The organism is Burkholderia lata, assembly GCF_902499335.1.
Lineage (GTDB): Bacteria > Pseudomonadota > Gammaproteobacteria > Burkholderiales > Burkholderiaceae > Burkholderia > Burkholderia lata_B.
Genome location: NZ_CABVQK010000005.1, coordinates 447,292 through 463,230, shown reverse-complemented (window position 1 = coordinate 463,230; position 15,939 = coordinate 447,292). Strand labels below are relative to the sequence as shown.

Annotated in this window: 14 protein-coding genes and 1 pseudogene; 12 read left to right on the top strand and 3 right to left on the bottom strand. The window is 67.2% G+C overall.

Annotation, left to right across the window (positions count from 1 at the left end; all coding sequences use genetic code 11):
• The first annotated feature begins 165 nt into the window (after positions 1 to 165).
• The 3 genes from BCO18175_RS15165 to BCO18175_RS15155 all read left to right on the top strand — a co-directional run bounded on the left by BCO18175_RS15165 (position 166) and on the right by BCO18175_RS15155 (position 2,144).
• Positions 166 to 834 carry a nitroreductase gene (locus BCO18175_RS15165; protein ID WP_174982032.1) on the top strand — a complete coding sequence of 223 codons (669 nt, stop codon included), beginning with the start codon at positions 166 to 168 and terminating at the stop codon, positions 832 to 834.
• A 112-nt stretch (positions 835 to 946) separates the two neighbouring features.
• Positions 947 to 1,402 carry a sodium:proline symporter gene (locus BCO18175_RS15160; RefSeq protein WP_174982030.1) on the top strand — a complete coding sequence of 152 codons (456 nt, stop codon included), beginning with the start codon at positions 947 to 949 and terminating at the stop codon, positions 1,400 to 1,402.
• Between the two features lie 229 nt (positions 1,403 to 1,631).
• Entirely contained in the window at positions 1,632 to 2,144 is a 513-nt protein-coding gene (locus BCO18175_RS15155; RefSeq protein WP_174982028.1) for a hypothetical protein, read from the top strand.
• Between the two features lie 50 nt (positions 2,145 to 2,194).
• Here BCO18175_RS15155 and BCO18175_RS15150 read toward each other — a convergent pair whose 3' ends face one another.
• From BCO18175_RS15150 to BCO18175_RS15140, 3 genes are all read right to left on the bottom strand, one after another.
• On the bottom strand, positions 2,195 to 2,839 hold the full coding sequence (locus BCO18175_RS15150) for a glutathione S-transferase family protein (RefSeq protein WP_174982026.1): 645 nt from the start codon (positions 2,837 to 2,839) through the stop codon (positions 2,195 to 2,197).
• A gap of 123 nt (positions 2,840 to 2,962) precedes the next feature.
• Positions 2,963 to 4,135: a porin gene (locus BCO18175_RS15145; RefSeq protein ID WP_174982024.1), complete on the bottom strand. Its 1,173-nt coding sequence runs from the start codon at positions 4,133 to 4,135 to the stop codon at positions 2,963 to 2,965.
• Between the two features lie 152 nt (positions 4,136 to 4,287).
• Complete coding sequence (locus BCO18175_RS15140; RefSeq protein WP_174972692.1) at positions 4,288 to 5,121, bottom strand: helix-turn-helix transcriptional regulator; 834 nt, start codon at positions 5,119 to 5,121, stop codon at positions 4,288 to 4,290.
• Positions 5,122 to 5,363: 242 nt separating this feature from the next.
• On the opposite strand from BCO18175_RS15140, the gene BCO18175_RS15135 reads away from it, so the two are divergent.
• The 9 genes and pseudogenes from BCO18175_RS15135 (at position 5,364) to BCO18175_RS15095 (ending at position 15,902) form a co-directional block, all read left to right on the top strand.
• Positions 5,364 to 6,485: a polyamine ABC transporter substrate-binding protein gene (locus BCO18175_RS15135; protein WP_174982022.1), complete on the top strand. Its 1,122-nt coding sequence runs from the start codon at positions 5,364 to 5,366 to the stop codon at positions 6,483 to 6,485.
• A gap of 62 nt (positions 6,486 to 6,547) precedes the next feature.
• Positions 6,548 to 7,636 (top strand): annotated as a pseudogene (locus tag BCO18175_RS15130) (ABC transporter ATP-binding protein); the annotation flags it as partial.
• Between the two features lie 10 nt (positions 7,637 to 7,646).
• Positions 7,647 to 8,630: an ABC transporter permease subunit gene (locus BCO18175_RS15125; protein WP_174982017.1), complete on the top strand. Its 984-nt coding sequence runs from the start codon at positions 7,647 to 7,649 to the stop codon at positions 8,628 to 8,630.
• Positions 8,627 to 9,568, top strand: coding sequence for an ABC transporter permease subunit (locus tag BCO18175_RS15120; RefSeq protein ID WP_174982015.1), 942 nt, complete (start codon positions 8,627 to 8,629; stop codon positions 9,566 to 9,568). Before BCO18175_RS15125 ends, BCO18175_RS15120 begins: the two co-directional genes overlap by 4 nt.
• 21 nt (positions 9,569 to 9,589) lie before the next feature.
• Complete coding sequence (locus BCO18175_RS15115; RefSeq protein WP_174982013.1) at positions 9,590 to 11,152, top strand: DUF3138 family protein; 1,563 nt, start codon at positions 9,590 to 9,592, stop codon at positions 11,150 to 11,152.
• A gap of 26 nt (positions 11,153 to 11,178) precedes the next feature.
• Complete coding sequence (locus BCO18175_RS15110; RefSeq protein WP_174982011.1) at positions 11,179 to 12,471, top strand: NAD(P)/FAD-dependent oxidoreductase; 1,293 nt, start codon at positions 11,179 to 11,181, stop codon at positions 12,469 to 12,471.
• Between the two features lie 71 nt (positions 12,472 to 12,542).
• The gene (locus BCO18175_RS15105) at positions 12,543 to 12,923 is read left to right on the top strand and encodes a cupin domain-containing protein (RefSeq protein WP_174982010.1); all 381 of its coding nucleotides are present in this window, start codon (positions 12,543 to 12,545) and stop codon (positions 12,921 to 12,923) included.
• Between the two features lie 47 nt (positions 12,924 to 12,970).
• Positions 12,971 to 14,386, top strand: coding sequence for an amidase family protein (locus BCO18175_RS15100; RefSeq protein ID WP_174982008.1), 1,416 nt, complete (start codon positions 12,971 to 12,973; stop codon positions 14,384 to 14,386).
• Between the two features lie 25 nt (positions 14,387 to 14,411).
• The gene (locus BCO18175_RS15095; protein WP_174982006.1) at positions 14,412 to 15,902 is read left to right on the top strand and encodes an aldehyde dehydrogenase; all 1,491 of its coding nucleotides are present in this window, start codon (positions 14,412 to 14,414) and stop codon (positions 15,900 to 15,902) included.
• The last annotated feature ends 37 nt before the right edge of the window (positions 15,903 to 15,939 follow it).

Here is a 15,939-nt window from a genome sequence, read left to right as displayed (position 1 = left end):
ACGGCCCGCCACGGTACGCTGTGGGGCGTGAAGAAAGCGTTGTGCGATACGCGGCACTAGGCTCTGGCCGTCGGATCGACGACAATGCGACCGCGAAAAACGATGAGGTGGAGAGATGAACGAGATTAAATGTATGCATCCGTGCGGATGCAAGCGAGGTCAGTAATGAACAAGCCGGACAAGTCGTCGAAAGCGCGTGCCGCGCTCGACCAGCTGTTTTCGGGCATGGCGCCCGCGGATGCGACGCGCGCGTCGCGTCCGGGCAATCCGTTCGAAGCGAACGCAGACGACGCATCCGCCGGTACCGGCGGGCGCGGCGGTATCGAAGTCACGCTGTCGACCCGGATCCAGTTGCGCGGCTATCCGAATGCGAACGCATTCATGAAGCGCATGGCCGAAGCCTGGGGGCTGGAGTGGGGGATGTACGACAGCGTCAAGGCCATCGCGACGCTGCCGGTCGGATGGCGGGCGCGCCGGCTTCCGGAAGTCACGCAGATCGTCGACGGACACGACGTGCTGCGCGCGGAGAGCAGCCTGCAGGGCGGCGAGATGTCGTACCTGAAAGTGCATCCGCGGTACTACATCGACGCACGCAAGGGGTTCGGCTGGGGCAAGTCGTCGAAGGCGTCCGACGATCCGGATCTCGACGGCCCCGACTGGAACTGCTTCGTGATCGATCGCGAAAAGTCCATCGAAGTGCACGAACTGACGACCTCGTCGCTGAAAGCCGACATGGACAATGCGCGGGCGACGTTGCTGAAATGGCTCGACGAGAACTATCCGAAACATCGCGATCCTTTCGCGTACTGGACGGATTGCGAAGGGGCATCGTAATTTTGCGTGGCCGCCCGGTTCGGTATCGCGGGCAACCATTGCCCGACCGGAATCGGAGCGGGTGGGGCGCATGCCGCTCCGATGCATCGGCCGGTTGCGACGGGAGCGCCAATTGAAACGCGCCAGTTTCGTTCCGGTTCTCTGGGCCGCGTTCGGTGCGGCGGTCGGTTCAACCGTCGTCGAGCTGCTGCTCTGGCCGATCGTCGGCGACGACGCCATCGGGAACCTGTTGCGCGACACACGCCTCACGGCGGCCATCGTGATGGGGCGCGGCGTGCTCGGCGCGTCCGCCGGCTTCGATCCGCTGCTCATGGCGGTGGCGACCCTCGTGCACCTGGTGCTGTCGCTGGTCTATGCGGCCGTGCTGGCGAAGGCGATTCGCAACCTGTCGCTCGCGGCCGCGCTACTCGCAGGCGGCGCGTTCGGCCTCATCCTGTACGGCGTCAACCTGTACGCCTTCACCGCGATCTTCCCGTGGTTCATTCCGGTTCGCGGCGCGATCACGCTCGTGGCCCATCTGGTATTCGGGGTCACGGCAGCGGCGGCCTACCGCCTCGCGAGACGCTAGGCCGGACGCCGACCGCCGCAACGATTGCCGAAGTTGCCCGCGTCGATCATTTGCACCAGACCCCTGGAATAAGCCGGCGCATTGCATCGTTTAGCCGTCAGGAGACCCGGTATGAAGCGGCGGCACGTTAGCGCCGCGTGGTCAATCGTGTGCGAGCAATCCGATCGACCGGGCGCCGTCAGCGGCGCCCGCGATCGAGTGGTCGGGGGCAATCAGGCAGGAGCCGATCATGTGCAACTGGTTTCGATCCGGGATAGGTATCGTCTGTCTCGGCTGTTCCGCGGCGGTGTTCGCGCAAACGTACGAAGATCTGGCAGACAACACGACGAACTGCCGGGCGGTCGTCGCACAGGCGAACATCGACGGCACGGAGCAGCAAATCGTGGGGCGTGCGTGCCTGCAGGACGACGGCACATGGCAGTTCGTGCAGAGTCCCGATGGTAGTGTTCTATGGTATCCGGCGGTGGACTATCCGTATGCCGACCTGTGGTACTGGGGGCCGCCGCTTTTCATCGGCGCGGGCGTGGGCTTCGTGTTCGTCGACCGATTCCATCGCTTCCACCATTTCCACCACTTCGATCACGTCGTCCACTTCAACGGGATGGATCATCGTCGCTTCGGCGTGCCGGTCGGCGCCGGCTTTCACCATGGCATGCCCCCGGCGGGCACCGTCGGCCACGGATTCGGCGGCATGCATCAGTTCGGCGGCATGAGCGGATTTGGCGGCATGCGGCGACATTAGGCGCTGTTAGGCGGCGTTTCCGGGCGGATCCGCCGCCGCCAGCGCATCTGCTAATCGAGCCGCCCGCGCAAGTCGTCGAACGGAATCATCACGTGCGTGCGATACGCGGGCCGCGCTTTCAGCCGTTCGTACCACGCTTGCACGTGCGGGATGTCCGGCCGCGCGATGTCGAGTTCGAAGTAGCGATACAGATGCGTGCCGGCCGCGATGTCGGCGAGCGTGAGCGTGTCGCCCGCGAGAAACGGCTGCCCGGCCAGCGCTGCATCGAGCGCCTGGAAGTGCTGCGCGCACTGCGCGATGCTTTGCTCGACGCGCGCCGTGTCGCGCTGCTCGGGTGGCGTCCGGAAGTAGCCGCGGAACACGCCGTTCAGGAACGTCGGCTGCAGCGTGGTTTGCGACCAGTCCATCCAGCGGTCGGCGCGCGACTGTTCGGCCGGGTCGTCGTGCCAGAAGCCGGGGCGTCCGTAACGCGCGGCGAGGTAGCGCAGGATGCTGTGCGATTCCCAGACGACCGTGCCGCCGTCGTCGATCACCGGCACGCGCCCGTGCGGGTTCATCGCGAGAAAGGCGGGCGTGTCGAGCACGCCGAACTGCCCGCCGGCCGGCACGTGCCGATGCGCGAGCGCGAGCTCGTCGACGAGCCACATCACCTTCTGGACGTTGAATGCATTGCGGCGCCCCCATACGGTCAGCATGCCGGCCTCCTTGTGTCGTGCGGAACGGGATCGCGGACAGTGTAAACGCAGCAGGCGCGCACCGCGGTGCGGTGCGCGCCTGCCGGCTGTCGCCGTTGTCGATGTCGCCGTGCGGCGACGCGATCAGAACTTGTGGCGGATCCCGACGATCGCGAGTTCCTGCGTATCTGTGCCGGAGTTCACGCCGTACGATCCGACCGACGCGGCGGCCTTCACGACCGCGCCGTTCGCGTTGAGCGTGTTGCCGCTCGCCTTCTGGTAGCCGAACAGCGCATACAGGTCGGTGCGTTTCGACAGCGCATAGTCCGCGCCGAGGTTGACCTGGTTGTAGTGCGCGGAAGACGGGCCCGTCAGCGACGTGTAGTTGTAGCCGACGCCCGCGCGCAGTGCCGGCGAGAACTGCCAGTTGAAGAACGCCGAGCCGTTGTTGAATTTCGCGTTCTGGCTGAAGGCCGACAGCGTGTCGGCGCCGTACTGCGTATTCGAATACGCGAGGCCGAAGGTCGCCGGCCCGGCCACGTACTGGCCGGCCACGCGCACGATCTGGATCGACTTCGCGCTCGAGAAGCCCTGGTTGATCACGGTGTTGAACAGCGTGTCCGAGCTGCTCGACCATGTGCGCACACCGTTCGCGACGGTGGAGCCGCCGTTCGCGTAGAAGAAGCCGGCGCCGAGCGACAGCGGGCCGTTCGCGTAGCTTGCGCCGAAGCTGTACGTGCGGCCGCTGCCGGTGGCGCCCGCGATGCCGCCGAAGCCGTACAGCCCTTCGAACTGGAAGCCCGAGATCAGCGGGCTCGTGTACTTCACCGAGTTGCTGACGCGCAGGCTGTTGTCGTAGTTGTCGAGGTCGCCCGGCGTCGCGAACACGCCGCCGAAGTAGTTGTCCTGCGTGAGGCCCTGTACGAGATCGACGACCGGATCGTACTGGCGGCCGAGCGTCACGGTGCCGTACGTGCTGCTCGCGAGGCCGACGACGGCCTTGCGGCCGAACTCGCGCCCGCCCTGGCCGAGCGCGCCCGTGCCGATGTTGAAGCCGTTCTCGAGCTGGAACAGCGCGGCCAGGCCGCCGCCGAGATCCTCGGTGCCGCGCAGCCCCCAGCGGCTGCCCGACAGGTTGCCGCTGCTGAACTTGACGAGGCTCGACGCGTTGCTGCCGTTCGCGTTCTGCGCGTTGTGCACGTACGCGATGCCCGCATCGACGATGCCGTACAGCGTGACGCTGCTTTGCGCGTGCGCGCCGGTGGCATAGAGCGCGGCCGGCAGCGCGAGCAGTGCGAGTGAACGGATCTGTTTCATTGTTGGATTCCCCCGTTGGTCGATTGGTCTGACGAGTCGGTGAACGATACGGACGACGCATCGTCGAGGGAACCAATAAATTGTCGGATCGTTATGAGGCGGCGCGGAGATGGATGCGCGCGCAACCGGCCGGCGGCCGGTGCACGGGGACGCTATGCGTCGTGCCGCCGCGATGCGTTTCTCAGCACGAGCGTCATCAGTTGCCGGCGCGAATCGACGCCGAGCTTCGCGAAGGCGCGCTTCGCATAGGTATCGACGGTGGAGGTCTTGAGCCCCATCGATTGCGCGATGGCCGCCGACGTCATGCCCTGGATGAATGACGCACACACGTGCATCTCGCGCGCGGTCAGGCGTTCCTGCCATTCCGGTAGCCATTGCGCGACGAGGTCGAGATCGAGTTCGTCGCGCGGTGCGTCGTCGGCGGAGATCGCGCCGAGCAGGCGCTTGTGCGCGGACGCCAGCGGCAGCACGACCTGCGAAAGCTGCTTCAGCAGGCTCAGCTCCTTCAGCGAAAACGGCGGCAGCCGCCGCGATCGCGCGATCGAGATCGAGTAACGCGTGCCGCCGGTCACGCCCGCGATCACGCATTCGTCGTGAATGTCGCCGGCATCGAAGAACAGATGCCGCAGCTCGCTCGCCACGCGCTGTGCGGACACCTGCAGCAACTGCACGTCGTTTTCGGTTTCGATCGCCGCGTACGTTGCATCGTCGCTCGCATAGCTGCGGTAGTAGTGGCGCATCACCTGCGCGACCAGCTCGGGCTCGCGGCCGAAGCTGCCGATCCAGCCGACGCTGCGCCGGCCGGATGACGCGCCGCGCTCGTAGTCGAGATGCACGGCGTCGAAATCGACGTAGCGCACGAGCGTGTCGTAGACGGCGCGCATGAACTGCGGCGTCCCGACGGCTTGCGCGATGTCGCCGAGCGTTTCGGTCACGAACGCGACGTGGCTCAACGGGAGGTCGGGGGCGGGCAGCGCTGCGCTCATGGCGTCGTGTGTCGAAGATTTTCAGGTGGCGCTACAGGTATCACGAATATTTTCGACTGCCTACGCGGGAATCTACCCAAACGGCCGGAATCGACGTCGCCGTTTGTCCCGGTTTACGGGACTGACGCTGCCGGCCGCGAACTCTACATTGACCCTTGTGCTGAACACCGCTCGACGGCGTTGACGCGAGTCCGGACCCGGACCGGGCGCAACGGCCGATCCCCATCACAAGGAGAATCCCCATGCGTATCCGTATCCGTCGTCAACCGGCGTTGCGCGCCGCGCGCATCACGTCGGCGGCGCTGGCCGTCGCGGCCAGCCTGCACGCCCATGCCGGCGACACCAACCTGAACGTGTACAACTGGTCGGAGTACGTCGCGAAGGACACGGTGCCCAACTTCGAGAAGCAGTCGGGCATCAAGGTGCGCTACGACAGCTACGACAGCGACGATACGCTGCAGACCAAGCTGCTCGCGGGCAGCTCGGGCTACGACATCGTCGTGCCGACGTCGAACTATCTCGCGCAGCAGATCCAGGCCGGCGTGTACCAGAAGCTCGACAAGTCGAAGCTGCCGAATCTCGCGAACCTCGACCCGGTGCTGATGAAGATGGTCGCGAAGGCCGACCCGGGCAACCAGTACGGCGTGCCGTGGGCATGGGGCACGACGGGGATCGGCTACAACGTCGAGGCGGTAAGGAAGCGGCTCGGCGACAACGCACCGACCGACAGCTGGGCGCTGCTGTTCGACCCGGCGAACGCGGCGAAGCTGAAAGGCTGCGGCATCTCGCTGCTCGACGCGCCGGACGCCGCGTTCGCGGCGGCGCTGCAGTACATGGGCAAGGACCCGGAGAGCAAGAACCCGGCCGACTACCAGGCGGCCTACGACGTGCTGAAGAAGATCCGCCCGTACGTCACGCAGTTCAGCTCGGCTGGCTATGCGGACGACCTGGCGAACAACGATGTCTGCGTCGTGCTCGGCTGGTCGGGCGACGTCGGCATCGCGCGGCGGCGCACGCTCGACGCGAAGCGCTCGTACGAGATCCGCTACGTGAATCCGAAGGAGGGCGGTCTGCTGTGGTTCGACGTGATGGCGATCCCGAAGGATGCGCCGCATCCGGAAGCCGCGCTGAAGTGGATCAACTACATCGAGGACCCGAAGACCAACGCGGCGATCACGAACGAGATCTTCTACCCGAGCGCCAACAAGGCCGCGCGCCCGCTCGTGACACCGGCGATCGTGCAGGACCCGGGCATCTACCTGTCCGACGCGACGATCGCGAAGACGTCGCTCGCGATGCCGCGTAGCGCCGACATCGCGCGGATGCAGAACCGTCTGTGGCTGCAACTGAAGTCGGGCGGTTGAGGGAGACGACGATGATCCATACGTTCCCTGCCGCCTCGGTTGCGGCCGGCGTCTGCCACGATACGGACGCGTTCGTGCGCATCGAAAACGTCGTGAAGAAATTCGGCGACAGCACCGCCGTCGACAACGTGAACCTGACGATCGCGAAGAACGAGCTGTTCGCGCTGCTCGGCAGCTCGGGCTGCGGCAAGTCGACGTTGCTGCGCATGCTCGCCGGGCTCGAGACGGCCACCTCCGGCAAGATCTTCGTCGACGGCGAGGACCTCGCATCGCTGCCGCCGTACCGCCGCCCGGTGAACATGATGTTCCAGTCGTACGCGCTGTTCCCGCACATGACGGTCGAATCGAACGTCGCATTCGGCCTGAAGCAGGAAGGCACGCCGAAGAACGAGATCAAGGAGCGCGTGGCCGATGCGCTCGCGCTCGTGCAGATGAGCAAGTACGCACAGCGCAAGCCGCATCAACTCTCCGGCGGCCAGCAGCAGCGCGTCGCGCTTGCACGCTCGCTGGTCAAGCGCCCGAAGCTCCTGCTGCTCGACGAGCCGATGTCGGCACTCGACAAGAAGATCCGCCAGAAGACCCAGCTCGAACTCGTGAACATCATCGAGAAGGTCGACGTGACCTGCGTGATGGTCACGCACGACCAGGAAGAGGCGATGACGATGGCCAGCCGCCTCGCGGTGATGAGCGAAGGGAAGATCGTGCAGATCGGCTCGCCCGGTGAAGTCTACGAATACCCGAACAGCCGTTTCTCGGCCGAGTTCATCGGCTCGACGAACCTGTTCGAAGGGCACGTGGTTGAAGACGAACCCGATCACATCTTCGTCGAAAGCGACGACCTCGAAGCACGCATGCATGTGAACCATGGCGTGACGGGCCCGCTCGGGATGCCGGTCGGCATCTCGGTGCGTCCGGAGCGCATTCACGTGTCACGCGAGAAACCGGGCTCGAAGCACAACTGGGCGCGCGGCGTCGTGACCGACATCGCGTACATGGGCAGCTACTCGCTTTATCACGTGCGCCTGCCGAGCGGAAAGACGGTGGTGTCGAACCTGTCGAGCTCGCACCTGATGAACGACGGTGCGCCGGCATGGAACGACGACGTGTTCGTGTCGTGGTCGCCGGCCAGCGGCGTCGTGCTGACGCAGTGAGGACGCCACGATGAGAACCTCCGCTTCCACTCCGTCCGCGCCGGTGCCGACCGGCGCCGCGAGCGCCGGCGCCGGCCGCGCCAGCCCGGGCCGCTTTGCCGCGCTGTCGCGCTTCCTGCCGTCGGGCCGCAGCGTCGCGATCGGCGTGCCGTTCGTGTGGCTCGCGATCTTCTTCGCGCTGCCGTTCGTGCTGGTGCTGAAGATCAGCTTCGCCGACCAGATGCTCGGCATCCCGCCGTACACCGCACTTGCGCGGCTGGAGGCCGGCACCGTGCAGGTCGTGCTGTCGCTGAAGCATTACGCGCTGCTGCTGCAGGACGACCTGTACCTGAACACCTACGTCAGCTCGCTGAAGATGGCCGCGGCGTCGACGCTGATGTGCCTGCTGGCCGGCTATCCGATCGCGTACTGCATCGCGCGCTCGGCGCCGGCCCGCCGCAACCTGCTGATGATGGCCGTGATGCTGCCGTTCTGGACATCGTTCCTGATCCGCGTCTATGCGTGGGTCGGGATCATGAAGGACGACGGGCTGCTGAATCACGTGCTGGCGGCGCTCGGCGTGATCGCGACACCGCTGCGCCTGTATCACACCGACGCGGGCGTCTACATCGGGATGGTCTATTCGTACCTGCCGTTCATGGTGATGCCGCTGTACGCGCACCTCGTGAAGATGGACCTCACGTTGCTCGAAGCCGCGAACGATCTCGGTGCGACGCCGTGGTCCGCGTTCTGGCGCATCACGCTGCCGCTGTCGCGCAACGGCATCGTCGCGGGCAGCCTGCTCGTGTTCATTCCGGCGGTGGGCGAATACGTGATCCCCGAGCTGCTCGGCGGCGCGAACACGCTGATGCTCGGCCGCGTGATGTGGGACGAGTTCTTCAACAACATGGACTGGCCGATGGCGTCCGCGGTGACGGTGACGATGGTGCTGCTGCTGCTCGTGCCGATGGCGCTGCTCCATTACAGCCAGACCGAAGCGGAGGCCAGGCCATGACCCGCGCGAATCGCATCCTGTCCGCGTGCGTGCTGGGCGCGGGCTTCCTGTTCCTGTACGTCCCGATCGTCAGCCTGGTCGTGTACTCGTTCAACGCGTCGAAGCTGGTCACGGTGTGGTCGGGTTTCTCGCGGAAGTGGTACGGCGCGCTGCTGCACGACGACGAACTGCTTGCGGCCGCGTGGCTGTCGCTGAAGATCGCGCTGCTGACGGCCACTGCGTCGGTCGCGATCGGTACCTGGGCCGGCTTCGTGCTCGCCCGCATGGGGCGCTTTCGCGGCTTCACGCTGTATGCCGCGATGATCAACGCGCCGCTGGTGATTCCGGAAGTGATCCAGGGCATCTCGCTGCTGCTGCTGTTCGTCGCGATGCAGCAGACCTTCGGCTGGCCGGCCGGGCGCGGCTGGCTGACGATCTGGATCGGCCACGTGATGCTGTGCCTGTCGTTCGTCGCGGTGATCGTGCAGTCGCGTGTGAAGGAGCTCGATCGTTCGATCGAGGAGGCTGCGCTCGATCTCGGCGCGCGGCCGTGGAAGGTGTTTTTCGTGATCACGCTGCCGCTGATCGCGCAGGCGCTGGTGTCCGGCTGGCTGCTCGCGTTCACGGTGTCGATCGACGACGTGATCCTGTCCGCGTTCCTGTCGGGCCCCGGGTCGACGACGCTGCCGCTCGTCGTGTTCTCGCGCGTGCGGATGGGGCTCAACCCGGAGATGAATGCGCTCGCCACGGTGTTCATCACGGCCGTGACGATCGGTGTCGTCGTCGTGAACCGCGCGATGCTGGCCCGCGAGCGTCGGCAGGCGCGCGACACGCGTACGTGGCACGCGGCATCCGCATCCGGGGTATCCGGCACTCCCGCGTCGCCCTCCACCATGCCGCCCGCGCGCCCGCCGGCCGCGCCGCCGTTGCACGACCGCATCCCGCATCCCACGAAGTGACGAACGACAAGGAGACATTCCATGAAAAAGAAGATGCTCTGCGCGCTGATCGCCGGAGCGCTGCCGGGGCTGGCCGCGGCGAACTCGAGCGCCGACCAGATCCGGACGCTGCAGCAGCAGATCGCGGTGCTGCAACGGCAGATGAGCGCGCTGCAATCGCAGCTCGGCGCGAAGCCTCCGGCCGCACCGGCCGCGGCGAACGCGGCGACCGGTGCGGCGGCTGACCCGTCCACACCTGGCTACGGGCAGGCATCGGCCGTGCTGACCAACGACGACGTGTCGGAAATCCGGCAGCAGGTCGCGAACCAGCAACTGAAGGTCGATTCGCTGACCGATGCCGCGCGCACGGGCCCGATCGCGGGGCTGTCCGTGACGGGCTATCTCGACCCGACCTACGTGGTCAACCGGGGCGCCGGCACGTCGTCGTTCCAGTTCGCGAACCACGAGAACGCGTATACCTATTACAACAGCACGTTCGGCGACGTATTCCTCGACATCAAGAAGACGTTCGGTGTCGGCCCGACCGCGCCGTCCGCGGAAATCACGCTGATGCCGAACCGCGGCGCGGGCCTGTCGATGATGACGGGCAGCGGCTCGAGCGGGCTGAACATCATCAACACGGCCGTCCTGACCGTGCCGCTGTCGGGCACGACGGCGCTCACCGGCGGTCTCGTGACGGGCTTCGGCGGCTATGAGTACCAGCAGTCGAGCCAGATGCTGACGCTCACGCACAACCTGCTGTACGACTTCTCCGATCCGGGCTCGTCGATCGGTGCGGGCCTCAACTACCAGAGCGCGGACGGCCACTGGGCGTGGAAGTTCTTCGTCGGCAACGAGCAGTTCCGCAGCGCGGGCGCGGTCACGCAGACCGGCGTCAACGCGCTCGGCGACCCGATCACGACGAGCAACAAGGTGCCGACCTTTACCGCGCGCGTCGATTACCTGCGCGGCAGCGCGCTCGACGTCGGCGGTTCGATCAGCATCGGCCGCCAGACGCTGCCGAGCGCGGTCGACCCGGCGACCGGCAACGTGCGCTACGGCGTCGGCGGCAACGCACCGAGCGCGTACGGCGCGTTCTTCTTCGGCGAGGCCGATGCGACCTACACGCTCGCCGATGCGCAGTACAACGCCGAGTTCGACTACGGCCAGCAGCAGCACGGCGCGTTCAACGGCGGGCTCGCGCAGTGGTTCGGGCTGTCGCTGCTCGCGCACCGCAAGTTCAACGCGCCGGTGGTCGGCCGCATGGGCGCGACGCTGCGCTACGATCTGCTCGTGAACCGGAAGAACGGCGGCGGCGGTTCGTCGATCGGTTTGAACGGTAACGGGATGGATCCGTACAACGGCTTCGGCATCGATGCGGACTGCCTCGCGATGTCGAAGGCGAATGGCGGTGTCGGCTTCGAATGCAAGGGCGCGACGCGGCAGGCCGCCGCGTTCGACCTGCTGTTCTACCCGACCCAGCAAGTGACGGTGAAGGTCGAATACCGGCACGACTGGGCGAGCAACAAGGTGTTCCTGCGTCACGACGGGTCGTACGAGAAGTCGAACGACCTGCTCGCCACCCAACTCATCTACGCGTTCTGACGCGACGCCGTTCGCGAGTCTTGCACATGCTCAAGTTCGAAAACCAGCAACATGTTCAGTCCTACTACGCAGCGACGGCCAACAACCGTACACGGTATCCGTCGCTCGACGGGGCCGTGACGGCCGACGTCTGCGTGATCGGCGGCGGGCTCACGGGCCTGTCCGCGGCACTCGATCTGGCCGAGCGCGGCCATTCGGTCGCGCTCGTCGAGGCGTCGAAGATCGGCTGGGGCGCGAGCGGCCGCAACGGCGGCCAGCTGATCGCCGGTTACGCGTGCGATATCGATACGTTCTCGGCCTACCTGCCGGAAGACGACTTGCGGCGCGTCTGGGCGATGGGGCTGGAGTCGGTCGAGATCGTCCGGCAGCGGGTCGAGCGGTACGACATCGATTGCGACCTGACCTCGGGCTTCCTGACCGCCGCGAACAAGCCGCGCCATCTCGATGCGCTGCGCGCGTGGCGCGATACCGCGGCGAGACGCTTCGGCTATCGCGGCTACGAGGTCGTCGAGCGTGCCGACATGCATCGCTTCGTCGCGTCGGACCGTTACGTCGGCGGCCTCCGTTACGAAGGCAGCGGCCATCTGCATCCGCTGAACTACACGCTCGGCCTCGCTCGGGCGGCGCACGAAGCCGGTGTGACGATCCATGAGGACACGCCCGCGCTCGCGCTCGATCGTGCCGCGCCGTATCACCGCGTCACGTGCGCACGCGGGCACGTGGACGCCCGTCATGTCGTGCTGGCCTGCAACGCGTACCTGGGGCGGCTGGCGCCGGCGCTCGCACGCAAGATCATTCCGGTCGCGACGTACCTGATCGCGACGGAACCGCTCGGCGACGCGCGCGCGGCCGAGACGATGCCGGCCGATGCGGCGATCTGCGATACCAATTCGGCGCTCGACTATTTCCGGCTGACGCGCGACCGCCGGCTGCTGTGGGGCGGCAAGGCCAGCAGCTCGACGAACACGCCACGCGACCTCGCGGCGACGATGCGGCGCGACATGCTGAAGACGTTCCCGCAGCTGGCCGATGTGCGAATCGACTATGCGTGGGGCGGCCTGATCGACGCGACGATGAATCGCGCGCCGCATTTCGGCCGGCTCGAGCCGACCGTGTATTTCGCGCAGGGCTTTTCCGGGCACGGCGTCAACGTGACGGGCCTGGCGGGGCGGCTGATCGCGGAAGCGATCGACGCGCAGGCCGCGCGCTTCGACCTGTTCGGCCGGATTCGCCATCGCGACTTTCCGGGCGGGCGCGCGCTGCGCACGCCGATGCTGGCGCTCGCGATGACCTGGCACCGGATGATGGACCTGCTTTGACCCGCGCGGGGCGGCTCGCCCGGCCGCGCGGCACCGAAACGTTTCGAATCACTCATGCCCTGGAGGCACTCATGACCAACATCACGCATCTCGTCGACCTGATGCGGGCACCGGCGAAGCTCACGCAGAGCCGCGTGCCGAGCGGGCTGCTGCTCGACGGCAATCCGCTGCAGACGCTGTCGCATCACTACATCAGCCCGTGCGGGCAGTTCAGCTGCGGGATCTGGGCATGCACGCCCGGCCGCTGGACGATCGAGTACGACGAGTCGGAGTATTGCGAAATGCTGAGCGGCGTCGCGATCGTGCGCGACGCGGACGGACGCGAGCGCGTGCTGCGCGCCGGCGACCGCTTCGTGATTCCGCCGGGCTTTCGCGGCACGTGGGAAGTCGTCGAAACGTGCCGCAAGATCTATGCGTCGCACGCACCGCAGGCCGGACAGCCGGGCGCGTAACGCACGGCCGGTTCAGGACAACCATCGAGATCAACGAGGAGCAACCCATGACCCAGGAATTGTGGCGTCTCAGCGCGGCCGAGATGGCCGAGCGCGTCGCGCGTCGCGACGTGTCTGCCGCCGAACTCACGCGCAGCTGCCTGCAGCGGCTTGAAGCGGTGAACCCCGTCATCAACGCGATCGTCGACGTGATGGCCGACAGCGCGTTGCAGGCCGCGTCCGATGTCGATGCCGCGATCGCGCGCGGCGCACCGCTCGGCCCGCTGCACGGCGTGCCAGTGACCGTGAAGATCAACGTCGACACGGCCGGATACGCGACGACCAACGGCGTGCGCGCGTTTTCGGACCTGATCGCGCACGAGGACAGCCCGGTGACCGCGAACCTGCGCAAGGCCGGCGCGATCGTGATCGGGCGCAGCAATGCGCCGGCGTTTTCGTATCGCTGGTTCACCGACAACGACCTGCACGGCCGCACGTCGAACCCCTGGGATGCGTCGCTGACGCCGGGCGGTTCCAGCGGCGGTGCCGCCGCGGCCGTGGCCGCCGGCATCGGCGCGATCGCGCACGGCAACGACCTGGGCGGCTCGATCCGCTACCCGGCCTACGCATGCGGCGTCGCCGGGCTGCGGCCCAGCACCGGGCGCGTACCGGCGTACAACCCGACGCAGTCGAAGGACCGCACGCTCGCGGTGCAGCTCGCATCCGTGCAGGGGCCGCTCGCGCGCACGGTCGGCGATCTGCGGCTCGCGCTCGACGCGATGGCGGCAGGCGACGCGCGCGACGCATGGTGGATGCCGGTTGCGCCGAATGCACACGAAGCCGCGTTCCCCGCGCGCGTGGCCGTGTGCCCGGCGCTACCGGGCGTGCCGTCCGATCCGGCCGTGGCCGATGCGATCCGGCAGGCCGCACGCTGGCTTGAAGAAGCCGGCTGCATCGTCGAGGAAGCGGTGCCGCCGCGGATCGCCGAAGCGTGCGAACTGTGGCTGGACCTGGTGACCAACGAAGCGCGCAGCGGCCTCGGCGACGTGATCATGCAGCACGGCGACGCGGCGATCCGTACCGCGTTCGCGAGCCAGCGCCGCCTCGCGAAGCCGCTGGACCTCGAGGGCTACATGAACGGCCTCGCGCGGCGCACTGCGCTGCTGCGCGACTGGCAGCAGTTCTTCGCGCGCTATCCGCTGCTGCTGATGCCGGTGTCGTGCGCGCAGCCGTTCGCGATCGACGCCGATCAGCACGGCGACGACGCGATGCGCGCGATCGTCGAGCAGCAGGGGCCGCTGCTCGCGACCGCGCTGCTCGGGCTGCCGGGGCTGTCGGTGCCGACCGGCATCCGCGATGGCGTGCCGACCGGCGTGCAGCTCGTCGCCGGACGCTTCCAGGAAGCGCTGTGTCTCGCCGCGGGCGAAGCGATCGAGGCGCGCGCGGGCATCTTCACGCCGATCGATCCGGTCACCGGATCGTGATGCGCGACTTTTCAGGAGGAAACGCATGAATCAACCGACATTCGAAGACTGGCAAGCCCGCGCGGCCGTGCTGCCGGTCGAAGGGCGCGCGTTCATCGACGGCGAGGCGCGCCACGCGCAAACCGGCGCGACCTTCGCCTGCGTGAGCCCGATCGACGGTTGCGTGCTCGCGCACGTGGCCGACTGCGGCGCCGACGACGTCGACCTCGCGGTGGCGGCCGCGCGCCGCGCGTTCGACGCGCGGAGCTGGGCCGGCATGAATCCGCGGGCCCGCAAGGCGGTGCTGCAGCGCTGGGCCGCGCTGATGCGCGAGCATCTCGACGAGCTCGCGTTGCTCGAGACGCTCGACACCGGCAAGCCGATCGCCGATACCACGGCGATCGACGTGCCGGCCGCCGCGCATTGCGTCGACTGGTATGCGGAGGCAATCGACAAGGTCGGCGGCGAAGTCGCGCCGGTCGACCATCATCTGGTCGGGCTCGTCACGCGCGAGCCGATCGGTGTCGTCGCGGCCGTCGTGCCGTGGAATTTTCCGCTGCTGATGGCCGCGTGGAAATTCGCGCCGGCGCTCGCGGCTGGCAACAGCGTCGTGCTCAAGCCATCCGAGAAATCGCCGCTCACGGCGATCCGCGTTGCGCAGCTCGCATGCGACGCGGGGATGCCGCCCGGCGTGTTCAGCGTCGTGCCGGGCGGTGCGGAGCCGGGCAAGGCGCTCGCGCTGCATCGCGACGTCGACTGCATCGCGTTTACGGGATCGACGCGCACGGGGCAGCAGATCATGGCATGCGCTGCGCAGTCGAACCTGAAACGCGTGTGGCTCGAACTCGGCGGCAAGTCGCCGAACATCGTATTGCGCGATTGCCCCGATCTCGACCGCGCCGCGCAGGCGGCGGCCGACGCGATCTTCTTCAACATGGGCGAAGTGTGCACGGCCGGCTCGCGCCTGCTCGTGCATCGCGACATCAAGGACGCATTCGTCGCGAAGCTGGTCGACGCGTCGCGGCGTTTCGCGCCCGGGCATCCGCTCGATCCGTCGGTGACGATGGGGGCGATCGTCGATCGCACGCAGCTCGATCGCGTGATGGGGTACATCGGTGCAGGGCGCGACGAAGGCAAGCTCGTCACGGGCGGTGCGCGCGTGCGCGAGGAGACGGGCGGGTTCTATGTCGAGCCGACGGTGTTCGAGGTGAAGCCCGATGCGAGGATCGCGCGCGAGGAGATCTTCGGGCCCGTGCTGTCGGTGATCGTGTTCGACGATATCGACGAGGCCGTGCGGATCGCCAACGACACCGAGTACGGACTGGCAGCGGCCGTATGGTCGGCCGATCTCTCGACCGCGCATGCCGTTGCGCGGCGGCTGCGCGCTGGCACCGTGTGGGTCAACTGCTACGGCGACGGCAGCGACGACATGAACTTCCCGTTCGGCGGTTACAAGCTGTCGGGCAACGGTCGCGACAAGTCGCTGCATGCGCTCGACAAATACACCGAGCTGAAATCGACGGTCGTGCGGTTGTAGTGTCGTGGCGACGCGCGGCCTGGGCAACGAGGCCGCG